Origin of the sequence: Fontibacillus panacisegetis, from assembly GCF_900102215.1 — a bacterium.
GTDB classification, from domain to species: Bacteria; Bacillota; Bacilli; order Paenibacillales; family Paenibacillaceae; genus Fontibacillus; species Fontibacillus panacisegetis.
Genome location: NZ_FNBG01000015.1, coordinates 51,152 through 65,334, shown reverse-complemented (window position 1 = coordinate 65,334; position 14,183 = coordinate 51,152). Strand labels below are relative to the sequence as shown.

Below are 14,183 nucleotides of genomic sequence, written 5' to 3'. Positions count from 1 at the left end.
TGCCCCTTCCTGCATTTTATATTCTGTATGTATTACCAACGTTCAAGATAATATTGCTGCCAAAAAAACCTGCAAAAAGGCTCCAATTAGAATCATAACAATTCCATAGACAATGCCCCAACCCGAGGTTCCACCTTTTTGTTGAATTAAGGTACGGCGAATTTCCGGATCTCCATGTAAAAGAAGGATATGATCAATCTCTTTTTTTGCTTTGCGATAATATATTTTATTTCCTAAGATCCCATTTGAAATAGCGATTCCTATAGAGACACCCCGAAGTGAGTGGTCAAGCAGTAGTTCAAAAAAGACCAGCATGACAATGGCTCCTATGTATAACGCACACTCAGCATACATTTTTCGATAACCAGACCATAGAGGAAAAAAAAGAAAGGACGGCCAATTCCATTTTGAATTTTTATGCCATTTTTCAACATATTTAACGCTGTGGGAAAATAACCTTAACCATTCTTCCTCTGGTACATCATAAGGGTTTGATTGCTGATTTGGCCATGCAGGAGCTTGATATTGATATACTCGTTGCTGGTAAGCTTGCTGGTGATTTACTTGTTGATTTGCTTGCTGCTGATATGTCTGCTGTCGATGTGCTTGCTGCTGATTTGCTTGCTGCTCTAAAGACCTACCACAACTTTCACAAAAGCGTGCTGTCATACTTGCACGCTGTCCGCATGAAGAACAATACCTTGCTTCCAAACAACATCCCTCTTTCTCCGCCAATATGTTTCTCCATTTGCCAATTCACGGTCCTTACAAACAAGTTTCCATTAGGTATAAGTCTCTATTAGCTATAGTTACATTCTACTATAAAGTGGAATTAGATGAGGGAGAAATTAAGCACTATTAATGAAATAAATTACCATCGGGAGTGTCGGTGATAGTATCGCATTTCTAAACCAAAAGAAATCGGAGTTTTTGATCAAGCTGTGAACCGTTATTTTATTCAAATGAAAATCCCTCAAAAAAACAAGCGAGCCCATGGGATAACCCTGAACTCGCTTGGCAAAAAACGCTGCTGGTAAATCAATTACGAAGAACAATTGCAACCACTTCTCGGACGGCTCCTCAAATATGTACATAGAACAATATATCATGATGAACTCAAGGTGAAATGGGTAATAAATAACTTAAGCAATAAGCTGCATACAGTATGACAAAGCAGCCCACAATAGTAATAATAATAAAGCAGGTCGTATAATGATAATTATCCGACAATATTTGGGGAGGATGGATGAATGTCTACCATTAGCAACAAGAATCTTACTAACCAGTTAACCTTGCTGCACACAAGTTCGAATATCTATAGTGACGATAAAATCGTGAACATGTTTGTAAGCACCTGTTGTACAGCAGATAATACGAGGAGAAGCTACTTGAGGGCTATTCATTGCTTTCGGGAGTTTATCGAGTTCAAGAAGCTTGATTCGGTAACATGGAGAGAGATTGAGGCCTTTAAAATGTACCTTCAGCAGCGGGAGAAATTCACTTCCAAGCGCGCATTGTCGCCGGCCAGCATCGCCGCTTTCATTGCCCCGCTGAAATCGTTGTATAAGTGGGGGAGTGACAGCAACGTAGGCTTTTTTGAAAGGAACCCCACATCGAGTGTACGCTTGCCGGTGATTCAGGTGACTAGCCATCGGAATTTTTTAACCAAAAAGGAAGTAGGGTTGTTGATTAAGGATCTGCAGCAGCAGAGTCAAAGGAATTATTTGATGGGGCTGTCGTTAGTATTGCTTGGTTTGCGAGTGTCTGAATTGAACTCTATATACTGGAAAGACTTCCACACAGATCCGTTGGAATCGAGTGTTTGGCTGACGCTTCATTATACAAAAGGAGGAAGAACGAGAGAAGTAAAGGTCCCCCAGCATTTATGGGAAATATTTGCCGAATATGCGAGGAGTCTTTCCGGGGGTATGGAACCGCCTGGTACGCTTAGACTGTTTCCTATTTCTACTAGACAAATTGAACGCATAATACGTAAAGCCGGAGAAAGAAGTGGGATTACGAAAAAGCTAACGCCCCACTGGCTGCGGCATACCAATGCAACTTTGGCCTTGCTGGGAGGAGCTTCACTTCAGCAAGTGCAGGAAACGTTAGGACACGCGCATATCAACACGACTCAGCGATATTTGCATACTGTAGAGCAAATGAAAAAAGCAGCTCCGGATTATGTACAGGACTGCTTAAAGGAAATTATTTACTAATACACTATGCAAAAGCGTGCAATTTGGCCTATAATTTGATTAAACACTCCGAAATCCTATCTTTTTTTCTATATTTTTACCTATGTCTTTTGTCGGATAATTATCATTATACGACCTGACGTGACCTTTGTTGACTGGCCCTTAGACCAGCCGCAAGAGAAAAGACATTCACAGGGCTGCCGGAGGTTATGTCTTATAAGGAAAGGAGGGCTTTTCGCCAAGGTCAACACCTTAACTGAAATGGCTTCTGTTTTCTAGTATGTCACAAAAAAAGGAGAGAACACCATGAGCTCCTTGCATAAATTTATGGATACTCATGCAATGATACAGCAAGATTCAACATCACTGATTCAGTTGATCGACTTTATGCGCGAAAAACGTCCTGAAGTCTATCAGCATAGTATACGCGTAGCTATGCTGGCAGAACGTATAGCTACCGAAATGAATCTGAAGGCATGTGAAAAAGAAAACTTGCTGCGCGGCTGTTTTCTTCACGATCTGGGTAAAATCATGCTGCCTTTGGATGTGCTGGAACAGGCTGCGCCCCTTACCCCGCACCAATGGAGAATCATCAAACTCCATCCGCAGGTAGGCGCCGACCTTTTACATAGCATATCCGAGTTTGATGAATCGGTCATCGAAGTGATTCTTCACCATCACGAGCGTTGGGATGGGCAAGGTTATCCCCATGGATTGAAGGAGCAGGATATTCCTTTATTGGCTCGCATCTGCTCTGTGGCCGATGCCTTTGACGCCATGATGTGCGTGCGTCCATACCGTAAAAGTTTGACATTGGAACATGTCAGACAGGAGCTATGGCGGAACAGCGCCATCCAGTTCGATCCTGTAATCACCCGCCTGACACTTGAATTGCTTGAGTCAGACAAGTCTTATTTCGGATTTATGCAGGAACGGTAGGGAAAAACAAGCTCTTAATATATTTGGTAAACTAGAGATCCATTCCTGTAGCTGACAAAAAACAAACGTTTTGTTCCTCTATATTTGAACTTAGGACAATTCGAGATGATAGATTTTTTTGGAAAAATTACCTCGTCATCGGGATGATCCCAATGGTGAGCCAGATCGTTTACTACAAACTTTTGTCTCGCAGCTTCTGATTCTTGTATACATGCCATAAAAGAGCCTCCTTGGTTCGTGTTGGGTTCGCGCCATTAACACTGCCAAGGTTTGGGCTCTTTTTCCAATGAGAGTTGGCGGTAGCCTGCCTCAACTTTTTCCAAACGGATTGATGGTATCAGATCAGGAACAGTAAACCTTACTGCCAAGCCTGTAGCTTTCGATTTGCTTGACAACAGTCGTGCATCGTGGTACGTTGTTTAAATTGAACGACAACGGTCATGCAAAGGAGAATGCCAATGGCAAACGATAATAATACGCTTATCAAAAGCGAGTGGCACATCATGGAGAAGCTCTGGGAGGGTGCTCCCCTTACCTATGTACAGCTATGCCATGAGTTAAAAGAAAACCCCGGCTGGAGCCGCAGCACGGTGCAAACCATGCTGGAACGTATGACGGAAAAGGGCATCCTTCGGTATGAGGTGGTAGGCCGGGCAAAACACTATTATCCCAATGTTGCGCGGGATGATGTCGCTATAGCCGAAACACGCTCCTTATTGGACCGTGCCTTTGAAGGCTCCGCCAGCCTGATGATGAGCACGCTGGTGCGCAAAAAACAGCTTACCAAAGCGGAAATTAACGAGCTTTATGCCATATTACAGGAAGCAGAGGTGCAAAAATGATAGAAACCATCATTACCTCCTCTGTGTTGATTTTAATTATCATCGCGCTTCGGTATCTGCTCCGGGGCAGAATTTCCTCGCGGCTGCAATATGCTCTGTGGGCACTTGTCGCTGTTCGGCTTTTGCTGCCGTTTTCCCTGTTTGAAAGCCCTGTCAGTGTAATGAACGCCATACCGAATATTCAGAGCGATTATTCGGCAGTTAAGCAGCCTGTCGATTCTGTGAATTCCAGAAATACCGTGCTGCCGTCCAATAATTCCCCGATACTTCAAAGCGGTCATGAAATATCAGACAGCTCAGCCGGTACAGCAAACACAGTCAATGGAGAAGCAATAGCACGATTCGTCTGGCTTAGCGGTTTGATTCTCAGCGGAGTGCTCTTTGCCGCTTCCAACATCCGTCTAAGTCGAAATCTCAGGCGAATCAGAAAGCGAATAGAATTTCCACAGTATCCATTGCCTGTTTATGTGGCAGACGGACTGCCTTCCCCCTGTCTGTACGGAATCAGAAAGCCTGCCGTTTATGTCACGCCGGAAAGCCTTTCTGACGAAAAACGAATAGAATATGTGGTTGCCCACGAACTGACACATTACCGCCAGAAGGATCACATCTGGTCTTTTGTCCGTATTCTCTGCCTGTGCGTACACTGGTTCAATCCGCTGGTGTGGATTGCGGTTGTATTATCCCGTAGGGATAGCGAGCTGGCCTGTGATGAGAGAACACTCCGCAGGATCGGGCCTGAGAACCGTATGGAGTACGGCAGAACGTTGATTGAACTGATGACCTCACCATCTAAGCCCTCTGATTTATTCTGCTGTGCCACTACCATGACCGGCAGCAAGGGAGAAATGACAGAACGTATCAAGCGCATTGCCAAACAGCCGAAAACGCTGATGATAACATTGACTATCGTTGTGGTCGTTGCTGTGGCGGCGGTTGCGTTTACCTTTGGAGGTGCTGCAAGGAATGTTCCTGTTGTGCTGCCCGATAGCAGTGCAGTGACCAGCATCACGATTGAGCAAATAAACGAGGGGGAAAGTCTCGGTACAGTCCATATCTCTCAAAAATCGGATTTGGAAGCCGTACTGAGTGCCTTATCGGACACTGACAAGACTTTGCGTCAATCCGTAAATGATGCACCGAACCGGGATAATTATTTTCAGATTGATATTGAAAGCACAGATGCTCGCAGGTTCTATCTGTACAACGATGATAAAAAATATTATTTGGAGGAGCCTTATGCCGGGATTTACAGGACAAATCGTATAACGAGTGCTACCATTGCCAAGGTTTACGCCCCGAAAGGCAGAGCCGATCAATCTATAAATGCGCAAGAGCTGTGGGATGCCCGGACCCTTTATGTAGGAGACAATTCCTCAGTAGGTACGCTGCTTGGCCTGTTACCCCTTTCGGAAGGACTGTGGCATGACCACTTCGCCTTGCGCACTGCCGACAATGAACGCAGCATAGAGTGGGTTCTTCAGGGCGACGATACGGCATCCTATGAGGGAAGTACGCTTCATTTGAATGCCTTGCTTCTCTTTGCATTGGTTGATAATTTACAGGATTTTTATGTAACGATGAAAGACTCCGAGCAAGATGAACCAGCTTTTCATTATGACCGCACATGGGCTGATGAAATAGCTGGCCGTGATGTGCGGGAGTACGCGGAAAGCCCGGAAAAACTGCAGGAGTTGCTTGATCTTTTCGGAACTGAAAGCGCCTTTGCCCAATACAACATTGCCAAGCTTGGAAAAAACGGTGAGATTTTGGACGGTTACTTTCTCGTAAACCAACAGCTTGCATTGGCTATTATTAACGATTACATGGTAAAGTCTGCCGTATGGGAGGGTGTTGATGTCATGACGCTGGAAGAATGCTATCTCATCCGTCAGATATTCCCGGAATCGCTTGAAACCCACGATTATTACGCCTATTTGCGGGAAGACGGCACAGCCGTTTTACAGTCCGGTACGGATGGGCGGTACAGTGTGCTTTCGCCGGAACTTTATTCTGAATTGGTGAAAGCCATTGAGACTCTGTCCACGGATTCATGGCTTGAAAACAAGTATACCGAAGGTGCTCCCCGTCCGGATTTCGATAATATGGTATGGATGGCAACGGATGATGAGAATGGGTATTGCACCGCTTTTTATCAGGATGTCAGTAGAGAGCAGATCGAACAGTATCTTAAGACATTGGAGGATGATGGCTGGCAGACAATCCGAGATTTGTATGAACATACTAAATTGGGCGGTCGTTATCAAAAAAATAGTCATACAATCAGTATCCAGTTTTACGATGACCAAGAAGTGGCCATATATTTTTCATGAAATCAAGTTTGAGCCGCTGCAGCTTTTTATTGGCGCAAAAGACGTAATGCCATTTAATTAGCTTCAGCTAATTAAATGGCCTGTAACCTTTCTGGCGAATCTGCTTTTTTAGGGTGAATGGGCAAGATAGGGGATGTGCGTTAAGAAAGATGCTTTGGACGAAGTATACCGTCTGTATTCCAAACAGGTCTATCTTTACGCCTATTCCCTTTGCAGGAATTATCATATGGCCGAAGACCTGATCCGCGACACGTTCTATACGGCAATGCTGGCACTGGATAAGGATATGCCTAACATAAAATATTGACTTTTACGGGTCTGCCATAATCTGTTTTTCGATTGCTGCCGGAAAAGGCATGAAGAGGCGCTGCAATTGGAGGAAGCATTGCTTTCCGGGTGTCCATCATACCTTCTTTGACAAGGAATGACGGTCTGCTTTATGCGCTTGAATGTCTGGATTTTTATAATCTTGACCGTATGTATTATAGATTTCATATTCGTACTCCTAGCCATTGAATTGGGGATTTCATTGAGTACTCCTCTCTCTGCAAACACTTCAGGTCATTTCATCTAACGTTAGTGTATCTACGAACCCGAGAGGCTTAAGTGAGCAACGCGAACGGGTCGACAGACTTAGGCTCGTAGTGAATATGTTTCTTCCGCTGCGTGAATGTGATGTTAGCTGAAGTCAACTGCTTCTCGAAATACTATCATAATTATTAATTACTCGACTCGAATACAAACTTTACTCTCTCAGTTTTACCCCACTTTTCTTTCATATCTTCATAGTAAATATCCGTATTATTATATATTATGTCTTTGTAAGTCTTAGCTAAATGAGGGTAATGATTGTCGATGAAACGTTCCAACGTTAGTGCTGGTCTAGTGTTTCGTTTTAATCTAACCTTATCTAAAGATACAGGAATGTCCTGATCTATAGCGTTAATCATTAAATCTACATCTGTAATACCAGGTAAAATCGGAGTAATAAATACCCATACAGTAATTCCCATTCGGTGTAACTGATTTGCTGTCTGTATATTACTCATAAGAGTATAATCATCGATCTTACTCAACTGTTGTAGATTAGATAATCCTAAAAGTAAAGTAAATTTATTCCCCATAGGTTTTATTACATCAATATCTCTAAAAATAAGTTTTGACCCGGCTTTAGTTGTAACCATACATTTCAAATTTAACTTACTTAATTCAAGTAAACATTTTCTTGTTAATTGGTATTTCCGTTCTATCTCCATATAAGGATCACACTTACTACCCAAGTACACAATATCTTCTTTATTCCATTGAATAAGTTCTTTTTGCAAAACATCTGAAATATTAAGTTTAACATACAAGTTAGTATTCCAAGTCTCATCGTCTAATTGGAAACAGTAAGGACATCCAATTGTACATCCATCATACGGGTCTATAATCGGTATTGTCGCCCCATCAGGGGGATATTCATAAGTCATTGCACGATCAACAAATATTTCCTTGAGCATTTTTACCATCTCCATTCGTCTTATAACAATATGGTAAATTAACCCTCAAAAAAAATATAGACTTATAATTACTGATTTGTTATGATGTTGAATAAGGTCTTGAAAAAAAATGACATACGAATCCATGGGTCAAATGTTGATCTATGGTTTTTTTATGTTTTTGGTTGGTTTTAGCTAACGTTGCGCATTTACGACGCGACCCGACCTTAGATAACTCTTATCTTAGGTCGGGCCGTGTGTTGTCTGAATATTCTTTCTTCTATGCTTTCACACCTGACAACCAAGGGGCGAATGCCCCGCAGCCTAGATGTATTGTTATATGATGTCGGCGACTTTCCGATTCCACTTATTAATTTCATTCAATCCATTTGTTAAGTACGTAGTTCTAATGTTTTCAAGTCAATAATAAAGTTTTGTTGTTTAAGAATATCCAATCCAAGTAACCCTTTATGGTCCTTTGGCAGTATACCAACATCTATTTCTATATTTTCAATGCTTCTTGTACCTATTTCAATCCTGTCCATAATTTTTGTGTAGAAAGGAACGCTTCCGCCAATCCCGTATGCTTCATATATAGAATCCCCTATTTCGTAGGTCACACCGATTTCCTCCAAAATATCAGGACTAATTATAGTATGTGAGGACCCTGTATCTATAATCACATCATCTATTCTCAATACTCTTTCTCTGAATGTAACAGTAAGCGACGTCGTAATTAATTGTCCATCATAGTTAATTTTCATTACTACTACGTCTCACTCTCATTAATGGGTCCCGACGAAGATGGATCACAAAATCTTGATTTGAAGTATGGTACACCAAACTCCCAGGCTCTGCTTGAAAAAATTCTTTATTAGCATCTTGTTCTGATATAGTACGAATCGGAGCAACTTCATCTACTATTTTTTTGTTGCCCTCCTCATGATAATTAAGTATGGAAACCAGAACAAATTGATCAGGGAACAGTTCTCTAACTTCTTGCCATTTCATTCGTTCTACCTCCTACAAATTCTTCCCAATTCTTTTTCCTATCTTGATTTTATCATACTTATAGTTCAGTATTCTCATAGTATTTTTTATTATTTCGTCGATTTCCTATAACGTCATATTCACGAAGTACGTGAAACAACAAAATCCTGCTGTATATACGAACAATTTTTCTATAGAAATAGTCTAAATGTACTACATCTTATTCTACTATAAAAATGGAAGAATATGACGAATAATTAATTTTATGCTCGAAAATAAAAAAACCCCCGCTTATATAAAAGCGAAAGTATTGAAACACTATCTCCTTAATGATTCCATATTAAAATTCAAACCAGTCTCCAAACCCTATCTTATCCCATCAATCTCACTCCTTAAAACTCTTCACCTCCCCACAAAAAACCTCTACCATCACTAAAGCCCCCATCCTAAACCCCTGTACAAAAGCAGTGTTTGTAAGCATGGAATGGGATTCACCAGTCAAGTCAAAGATTTGCTCAAGAACTTCAAAATCGCTTTCGGACAATCTTTTCTTCACTTCTTCCTTTAATTCAGAAATTTTTCTATTCAGCGGACGATAATCGGGGTCCGTCGGAACCATTCGTTCTTCAGGTTTAAGGTTGGCTCTGTATAGCTCATCCAAAATACTTTTCATTCTAATTCCCCCTTGTAGAAATAGATCAACAACATCATTGAATCCAAAACCATCCAGTACTTTCCATATAAATATATTTTATGCGAAAACTGCATAAAACTCAATATGCATTTTTCGCATATTTTAAACTTAGTTTGGGTGATACACTATGTACAAGAGGATACGCGATTTGCGTGAAGACAGGGACCTGACGCAACAACAACTGGCGGATCATCTGAACATCTCTCAAGCAACCTATTCCCGATACGAGAGCGGGAACTTGGATGTACCAAGTACTGTATTGATAAAATTATCCGAATTTTACGACGTTAGCATCGACTACATTCTTGGTCAGACGAATAACTCCAAGCGATCCAACGGAAAATAATCTTGAAATTAGAGTCCTGAAAAATTCAAAAGCTTTATACAAATAGATTTTATGCGAAAACCGCATAAAATCCGATATGCAGTTTCCGCATATCTTAAACTGAGCTTGGGTGATTCATGATGTACAAAAGAATACGCGGTTTGCGTGAGGACAGAGATTTGAATCAACAACAACTGGCACATTATCTAAATATCTCTCAAGCAACATATTCCAGATACGAAAATGGGAATTTGGATGTGCCGAGCTCTGTGTTAATTAAATTATCCGAATATTACGGCGTTAGTATTGACTATATTCTTGGTCAGACGAATATATCCAAGCGTCACGACGGAAAGTAATCTTAAAAAACTCAAAAGGCAGAGTATACTCCAAAATAGGTGTATACTCTGCCTTTTTCACACACTAACTTGTTTTTTCTTATTCTACAGTTGAACTTTTCTTCCTCAATACTCCCCATTATACTCAACACAACTGGTTTCTCTGACTCGTGAAATATGATAAGGCATATATAAATTTTTGGATTGCGGGGCTAAATCCTCAATATATTGAATCGCGGCGTCAACCATCTCATCCGAGCTAAAAATGATTTCATTCAAATAGCCACTGAGCAATGCCGCATCACCCTTGAACTTGAGATATAAATATCCAAAACCAGGATCTACAACAACCAAATTAACAATTTCCTCTTCCTTTGGCTCTCTTGAACCATCATAAAACCTTACCACGATATCTTGATCCTTATAAAATATATCTACATCAGCAATAATTAGCTTCGTTATAATCTTTTCCAACACCCATATATATTTCGAATCAGCTTTGTTTTTACCTTCAAATCACTGCCTGTACATCTTTATTAAGTGAAACAAGCTCATCGCCGAGTATCGAGCCTGATAATAATATGCTGTTCATCCCCTCTCTTTTTTTACAGACTCGATATACATTTCTCCCAGAATATGATAAATACGATATGAATCCTGAGGCAGCTCGGACTGAACAAAGGCCAGCACTTCATTTTGCTCGAGGTCATACATCATTTCAATTTCCTTTGAGAATAGAGGATGTCCCTCTTCAAGCCATTCGAGTAAGTTTGGAACATCGTCCGGATTGACCCGCTCTGGCAAAATTTGCTTCAATCCTTCTACATAGGTCTGGAGCGGCTGGGCTCCCACAATTTTAACCCCTTTGTTCTCCTCATTAACCATAATGACAGTTGGAAAGCCTTTAACGCCAAGGCTACTGGATAATTCAAAATCCTGCTCCAACCGATTCTGCGCGGATTCCAGACCAGACTCTGCAACTATTTTTTCTCCGTCTAGCCCCATTTGATGGACAAGATCAATAAGCACCTCATCCTCCCCTATATTCCTGTTGAATACAAAAACAGCTTCTCTAGCACGCCGTAAAAATTCATTTTCCTTGCCCTCATGTTTTTCTTGAATAACCTTAAATACCCGTGACGGAGGGTATGAAGAAAGAATGGGATGATCATGCCACAGCGTTCCATCGATGGGCATGCGGGAATGCTCCCCTACCTCCTGCCAATGCTGCGCCACATCAGACGGCTTCTGGATACCATTGGATTTGTCAGCGAAACCATGCCAGCCTGGCAGCAATCCCCCCATTACAATCTGAAGCTTAAAATATGAAGCATATTGCTTGATAAAACGGTTCAAAACGGGTTCCAATGCCCAACAATGCGAGCAAATAGGATCTGTAACATAGTAAAGTGTAATCTTTCTATTTGATCGGGTTAAATCGATAACTTCCAGCTCATCTTCACCGTTAACTCCACAAACTCCTGTCTCCAGATCGCAAAACATATTTTCATTATTCAAGGATTGTCCCTGCCCTTCGGTCTCAAAAATACAAATCGTCTTAAAACGCCTTGTGTAGACGATTATAGTACAAGCAATTATAATAACAAGTACTATCATTTTTTTGACTTGGTATAAAAAATATACTGTAAGGAGGAAACTCAATGAACTATGCTGCTGATTTAGAAAATCTGTGTCCGGCAACCTTTGCCTTTCATGTGATTGGAGGAAAGTGGAATTTACCCATTCTTGCAATCCTGTGTAAAAATAAAAGCATTCGGTACAACGAATTAAAAAGAAACTTAAACGGCATCACGGGAACCATGCTGACAAATTGTTTAAAAGAGCTCACTGAATACGGAATCGTTAATAGAAGGCAATACCCGGAAATCCCCCCTAAAGTGGAGTATTCACTTACTGAATCCGGAGAAAGGCTGGTACCTATCATAGAGTCAATTGTATGTTGGGGAGAACAAAATATAGACCTTCTCAAAGCACCGCAAGCTTCAGATTAACTTCAGCCATGCAAAAAAGCTCCCAAATGTCGCAAAGACAATTCAGGAGCGATTCATTGTTAAGCTGATCAGCCTATTTCAAATACATCTGCATAGGATAGGACAAGTACTCGACAGTATCCATTTTTTCAATCGTGTAAAAGCCTGCTGGAGCATTGATTACATTCGGAATGCGGTTGACGACAGTGGCGCAGGTATGCTCGACGGTTGCGGGTTTTTTCACAAAGAAGGTCGTGTCAGGCTCACCGATGATTTTCCAGTCGCACATATCGCCGTCATTCGGACCGGGCGGGGAGGTTTGATAGCGCTGGAAGTTTTGCAGGTTGCGCTCGATCGCCCTTTTCTGATATTGAAGATCGCTAATCTGCACGTCAATTTGCGCGCTTCTTTGCTTGAGTACACTTTTCATTAAGGAGGGATCACGCTGCTCCAAATTTTTTTTGATAGCCGCAACCTTTTGCTTACCTGCTTAATCTGTTTTGACTGGCTTGGAAGTCATTATCTGTGAAGGAGCGGTGTCAGGATGTTATCATAACTGGTCTGATATACTTAAAAACCCGTTCTGGATTATAATAAAAGTAAATTATTCTACCGGGGGAAGTATCAAAGCAGTAGCCAGTGCTTGAGAAATCAAAAGTTGCCATTGCCTTTTCAATCTTTTCCTCCACACTACGATTTTCCTGCTCATAATCGAATGGGCCATGTTCAAAAACAATATACTCGGCTTCGGGAACATCAACCATAAACATTTGCGGTGGCACTTCCCCTTTATAATCAAAAGGAAGTCGTACGCCCCAACACTCTGTACGCGGAATACCCCAGTCGCAGAGCCTGCCATCCGGGTCGTTAATGTACGCCATAATCTGACCACTTCCGCAGTTAGGTTCGCTCCCACCATCATCATCTAATTTGCCCTTGATACTATCGAGTAACCCGCAAATTGTTTCATAGTCCTGTCCCGGAATAAGACTTTGCTTCTGCCAAAAATCCCAATACCCATTACTTTCATAGTTTTTAATGTGCAAAAATTTGTGTGCGGGAATGGTTACAAAATAAATTTTAACATCATCTGTGGATTTCATCATTCCAATCTCTCCTAATCCTAAAAAGTAGCGGTCAAAAGGGTTTATTTTTGTACGAAGAACGACAGGCTTGGGCTTTTTTCGGTATTCACTTGGAGTTATACCATATGTTCCCTTGAAAGCTCTGGTAAAAGCTTCATGTGATGAAAAACCATAATCAAAAGCAATATCTAAAAGGCTTTTTTCACTATCCCGAACCTCTTTTAGTGCAAAGGCTAATTTTCTATGCCGCAGATAATCCCTAAATTGCATACCCGATATTTCCTTGAATTTTCTTGTAGTATGAAATTCGGAATAACCTAACTTGCGAGAAAGAAATCGTAGCGTTATTACTTCACCGTTACGATTTTTAATACACTCGTCAATTTCATCAACGATTATCTGGATTTGCTTGTGCCACTCATACATTCATCTGTTCACCTCGTTTCAACCACTCTATAGTTACTATAGAGTAAGGGAAATTGCATTGCTTGATTTTACTTGCGGAAAAGAGAGAGGATATATTTTATTCCTTAATTCGCTTAATATAAATTTTCAACGCTTACACAACATCAAACACTAAGAGCAGATGAGAAAACTACTCTGCCTTGGATAATATCAACGTTATCATTCAATGACAATTCAAACGTTTTGGTCCTAACCAAACACCAGCCTCACCTTGTCGTAATACCGCAGCGTCTGCTCGGAAATATTGTTCAGCTTGGCCATTTGGCCAATCGATAATTTGTTCACATTGGATACTCTCCAGCGCCTTCTGTTCGAAGGCATGATCATGAATCCCAAAGTATAACAACACTATATCAACAAAACTTAGAAAAGACGGCAGTCAGAGGTTTCTTACCACTCCCAACTACCGTCATATCACAAAGCAAGCTATTAAATTGATGGCAAGGCATAACACTCGTATTTTCTATGTAGAGTGCGTGTTATCGAATCCTGCGAGTTATCC

General features: G+C 41.2%; 19 protein-coding genes. 8 read left to right on the top strand and 11 right to left on the bottom strand.

Translation table 11 applies throughout. The annotated features are described in order from the left end of the window. Positions 1 to 42: 42 nt before the first annotated feature. Positions 43 to 735, bottom strand: a complete 693-nt coding sequence (locus BLS49_RS13735) for a DUF2628 domain-containing protein (protein ID WP_139173138.1) — start codon at positions 733 to 735, stop codon at positions 43 to 45. Between the two features lie 515 nt (positions 736 to 1,250). On the opposite strand from BLS49_RS13735, the gene BLS49_RS13730 reads away from it, so the two are divergent. Together BLS49_RS13730 and BLS49_RS13725 are read left to right on the top strand one after the other, a co-directional pair. Next, positions 1,251 to 2,219: a tyrosine-type recombinase/integrase gene (locus BLS49_RS13730; RefSeq protein WP_091231339.1), complete on the top strand. Its 969-nt coding sequence runs from the start codon at positions 1,251 to 1,253 to the stop codon at positions 2,217 to 2,219. Positions 2,220 to 2,504: 285 nt separating this feature from the next. Beyond that, on the top strand, positions 2,505 to 3,137 hold the full coding sequence (locus BLS49_RS13725; RefSeq protein WP_091231336.1) for an HD-GYP domain-containing protein: 633 nt from the start codon (positions 2,505 to 2,507) through the stop codon (positions 3,135 to 3,137). 14 nt (positions 3,138 to 3,151) lie between these two features. Here BLS49_RS13725 and BLS49_RS13720 read toward each other — a convergent pair whose 3' ends face one another. Further along, entirely contained in the window at positions 3,152 to 3,355 is a 204-nt protein-coding gene (locus BLS49_RS13720) for a hypothetical protein (protein WP_091231333.1), read from the bottom strand. 240 nt (positions 3,356 to 3,595) lie between these two features. On the opposite strand from BLS49_RS13720, the gene BLS49_RS13715 reads away from it, so the two are divergent. The 3 genes from BLS49_RS13715 to BLS49_RS13705 all read left to right on the top strand — a co-directional run bounded on the left by BLS49_RS13715 (position 3,596) and on the right by BLS49_RS13705 (position 6,619). Further along, the gene (locus tag BLS49_RS13715; protein WP_091231330.1) at positions 3,596 to 3,979 is read left to right on the top strand and encodes a BlaI/MecI/CopY family transcriptional regulator; all 384 of its coding nucleotides are present in this window, start codon (positions 3,596 to 3,598) and stop codon (positions 3,977 to 3,979) included. Then, the gene (locus tag BLS49_RS13710) at positions 3,976 to 6,312 is read left to right on the top strand and encodes a DUF5301 domain-containing protein (RefSeq protein ID WP_091231326.1); all 2,337 of its coding nucleotides are present in this window, start codon (positions 3,976 to 3,978) and stop codon (positions 6,310 to 6,312) included. Before BLS49_RS13715 ends, BLS49_RS13710 begins: the two co-directional genes overlap by 4 nt. 133 nt (positions 6,313 to 6,445) lie before the next feature. Beyond that, the gene (locus BLS49_RS13705) at positions 6,446 to 6,619 is read left to right on the top strand and encodes a sigma factor (protein ID WP_091231323.1); all 174 of its coding nucleotides are present in this window, start codon (positions 6,446 to 6,448) and stop codon (positions 6,617 to 6,619) included. Positions 6,620 to 7,031: 412 nt separating this feature from the next. Here BLS49_RS13705 and BLS49_RS13700 read toward each other — a convergent pair whose 3' ends face one another. The 4 genes from BLS49_RS13700 to BLS49_RS13685 form a co-directional block, all read right to left on the bottom strand. Beyond that, the gene (locus BLS49_RS13700) at positions 7,032 to 7,814 is read right to left on the bottom strand and encodes an SPL family radical SAM protein (RefSeq protein ID WP_091231320.1); all 783 of its coding nucleotides are present in this window, start codon (positions 7,812 to 7,814) and stop codon (positions 7,032 to 7,034) included. A gap of 371 nt (positions 7,815 to 8,185) precedes the next feature. Continuing rightward, positions 8,186 to 8,557: a retropepsin-like aspartic protease gene (locus BLS49_RS13695; protein WP_091231318.1), complete on the bottom strand. Its 372-nt coding sequence runs from the start codon at positions 8,555 to 8,557 to the stop codon at positions 8,186 to 8,188. After that, positions 8,547 to 8,804 carry a hypothetical protein gene (locus tag BLS49_RS13690; protein WP_091231316.1) on the bottom strand — a complete coding sequence of 86 codons (258 nt, stop codon included), beginning with the start codon at positions 8,802 to 8,804 and terminating at the stop codon, positions 8,547 to 8,549. Before BLS49_RS13690 ends, BLS49_RS13695 begins: the two co-directional genes overlap by 11 nt. 364 nt (positions 8,805 to 9,168) lie before the next feature. Beyond that, positions 9,169 to 9,456, bottom strand: a complete 288-nt coding sequence (locus BLS49_RS13685) for a DUF6809 family protein (RefSeq protein WP_091231314.1) — start codon at positions 9,454 to 9,456, stop codon at positions 9,169 to 9,171. Positions 9,457 to 9,604: 148 nt separating this feature from the next. Here BLS49_RS13685 and BLS49_RS13680 point away from each other — a divergent pair, with 148 nt between their 5' ends. Together BLS49_RS13680 and BLS49_RS13675 are read left to right on the top strand one after the other, a co-directional pair. Further along, positions 9,605 to 9,823, top strand: coding sequence for a helix-turn-helix domain-containing protein (locus BLS49_RS13680; RefSeq protein ID WP_091231311.1), 219 nt, complete (start codon positions 9,605 to 9,607; stop codon positions 9,821 to 9,823). Between the two features lie 119 nt (positions 9,824 to 9,942). After that, a complete protein-coding gene (locus BLS49_RS13675) occupies positions 9,943 to 10,161 on the top strand; it encodes a helix-turn-helix domain-containing protein (protein ID WP_175471414.1) in 219 nt (72 codons plus the stop codon). Between the two features lie 105 nt (positions 10,162 to 10,266). Here the strand turns inward: BLS49_RS13675 and BLS49_RS13670 are convergent, their stop codons facing one another. Both BLS49_RS13670 and BLS49_RS13665 read right to left on the bottom strand, forming a co-directional pair. Next, entirely contained in the window at positions 10,267 to 10,614 is a 348-nt protein-coding gene (locus BLS49_RS13670; RefSeq protein ID WP_139173137.1) for a hypothetical protein, read from the bottom strand. A 114-nt stretch (positions 10,615 to 10,728) separates the two neighbouring features. Further along, on the bottom strand, positions 10,729 to 11,658 hold the full coding sequence (locus BLS49_RS13665) for a DsbA family oxidoreductase (protein WP_091231301.1): 930 nt from the start codon (positions 11,656 to 11,658) through the stop codon (positions 10,729 to 10,731). Between the two features lie 143 nt (positions 11,659 to 11,801). Between BLS49_RS13665 and BLS49_RS13660 the strand changes: the two genes are divergently transcribed. Beyond that, positions 11,802 to 12,152, top strand: a complete 351-nt coding sequence (locus BLS49_RS13660) for a winged helix-turn-helix transcriptional regulator (protein ID WP_091231298.1) — start codon at positions 11,802 to 11,804, stop codon at positions 12,150 to 12,152. Positions 12,153 to 12,225: 73 nt separating this feature from the next. Here BLS49_RS13660 and BLS49_RS25035 read toward each other — a convergent pair whose 3' ends face one another. From BLS49_RS25035 to BLS49_RS25630, 3 genes are all read right to left on the bottom strand, one after another. Further along, complete coding sequence (locus BLS49_RS25035; protein ID WP_217640065.1) at positions 12,226 to 12,561, bottom strand: hypothetical protein; 336 nt, start codon at positions 12,559 to 12,561, stop codon at positions 12,226 to 12,228. A gap of 109 nt (positions 12,562 to 12,670) precedes the next feature. Next, entirely contained in the window at positions 12,671 to 13,642 is a 972-nt protein-coding gene (locus tag BLS49_RS13650) for a helix-turn-helix transcriptional regulator (protein ID WP_091231293.1), read from the bottom strand. Between the two features lie 228 nt (positions 13,643 to 13,870). Continuing rightward, positions 13,871 to 13,966, bottom strand: coding sequence for a MerR family DNA-binding transcriptional regulator (locus BLS49_RS25630; RefSeq protein ID WP_342707198.1), 96 nt, complete (start codon positions 13,964 to 13,966; stop codon positions 13,871 to 13,873). Positions 13,967 to 14,183: the final 217 nt, after the last annotated feature.

What these genes read in the sequence shown, in the direction of transcription:
- BLS49_RS13705 (WP_091231323.1), top strand. Translation starts at nt 6,446, where the DNA reads ATGTGCGTTAAGAAAGATGCTTTGGACGAAGTATACCGTCTGTATTCC.
- BLS49_RS25035 (WP_217640065.1), bottom strand. Translation starts at nt 12,561, where the DNA reads ATGAAAAGTGTACTCAAGCAAAGAAGCGCGCAAATTGACGTGCAGATT.
- BLS49_RS13730 (WP_091231339.1), top strand. Translation starts at nt 1,251, where the DNA reads ATGTCTACCATTAGCAACAAGAATCTTACTAACCAGTTAACCTTGCTG.
- BLS49_RS13680 (WP_091231311.1), top strand. Translation starts at nt 9,605, where the DNA reads ATGTACAAGAGGATACGCGATTTGCGTGAAGACAGGGACCTGACGCAA.
- BLS49_RS13710 (WP_091231326.1), top strand. Translation starts at nt 3,976, where the DNA reads ATGATAGAAACCATCATTACCTCCTCTGTGTTGATTTTAATTATCATC.
- BLS49_RS13690 (WP_091231316.1), bottom strand. Translation starts at nt 8,804, where the DNA reads ATGAAATGGCAAGAAGTTAGAGAACTGTTCCCTGATCAATTTGTTCTG.
- BLS49_RS13650 (WP_091231293.1), bottom strand. Translation starts at nt 13,642, where the DNA reads ATGTATGAGTGGCACAAGCAAATCCAGATAATCGTTGATGAAATTGAC.
- BLS49_RS13660 (WP_091231298.1), top strand. Translation starts at nt 11,802, where the DNA reads ATGAACTATGCTGCTGATTTAGAAAATCTGTGTCCGGCAACCTTTGCC.
- BLS49_RS13700 (WP_091231320.1), bottom strand. Translation starts at nt 7,814, where the DNA reads ATGCTCAAGGAAATATTTGTTGATCGTGCAATGACTTATGAATATCCC.
- BLS49_RS13715 (WP_091231330.1), top strand. Translation starts at nt 3,596, where the DNA reads ATGGCAAACGATAATAATACGCTTATCAAAAGCGAGTGGCACATCATG.
- BLS49_RS13720 (WP_091231333.1), bottom strand. Translation starts at nt 3,355, where the DNA reads ATGGCATGTATACAAGAATCAGAAGCTGCGAGACAAAAGTTTGTAGTA.
- BLS49_RS13685 (WP_091231314.1), bottom strand. Translation starts at nt 9,456, where the DNA reads ATGAAAAGTATTTTGGATGAGCTATACAGAGCCAACCTTAAACCTGAA.
- BLS49_RS13725 (WP_091231336.1), top strand. Translation starts at nt 2,505, where the DNA reads ATGAGCTCCTTGCATAAATTTATGGATACTCATGCAATGATACAGCAA.
- BLS49_RS13695 (WP_091231318.1), bottom strand. Translation starts at nt 8,557, where the DNA reads ATGAAAATTAACTATGATGGACAATTAATTACGACGTCGCTTACTGTT.
- BLS49_RS13675 (WP_175471414.1), top strand. Translation starts at nt 9,943, where the DNA reads ATGTACAAAAGAATACGCGGTTTGCGTGAGGACAGAGATTTGAATCAA.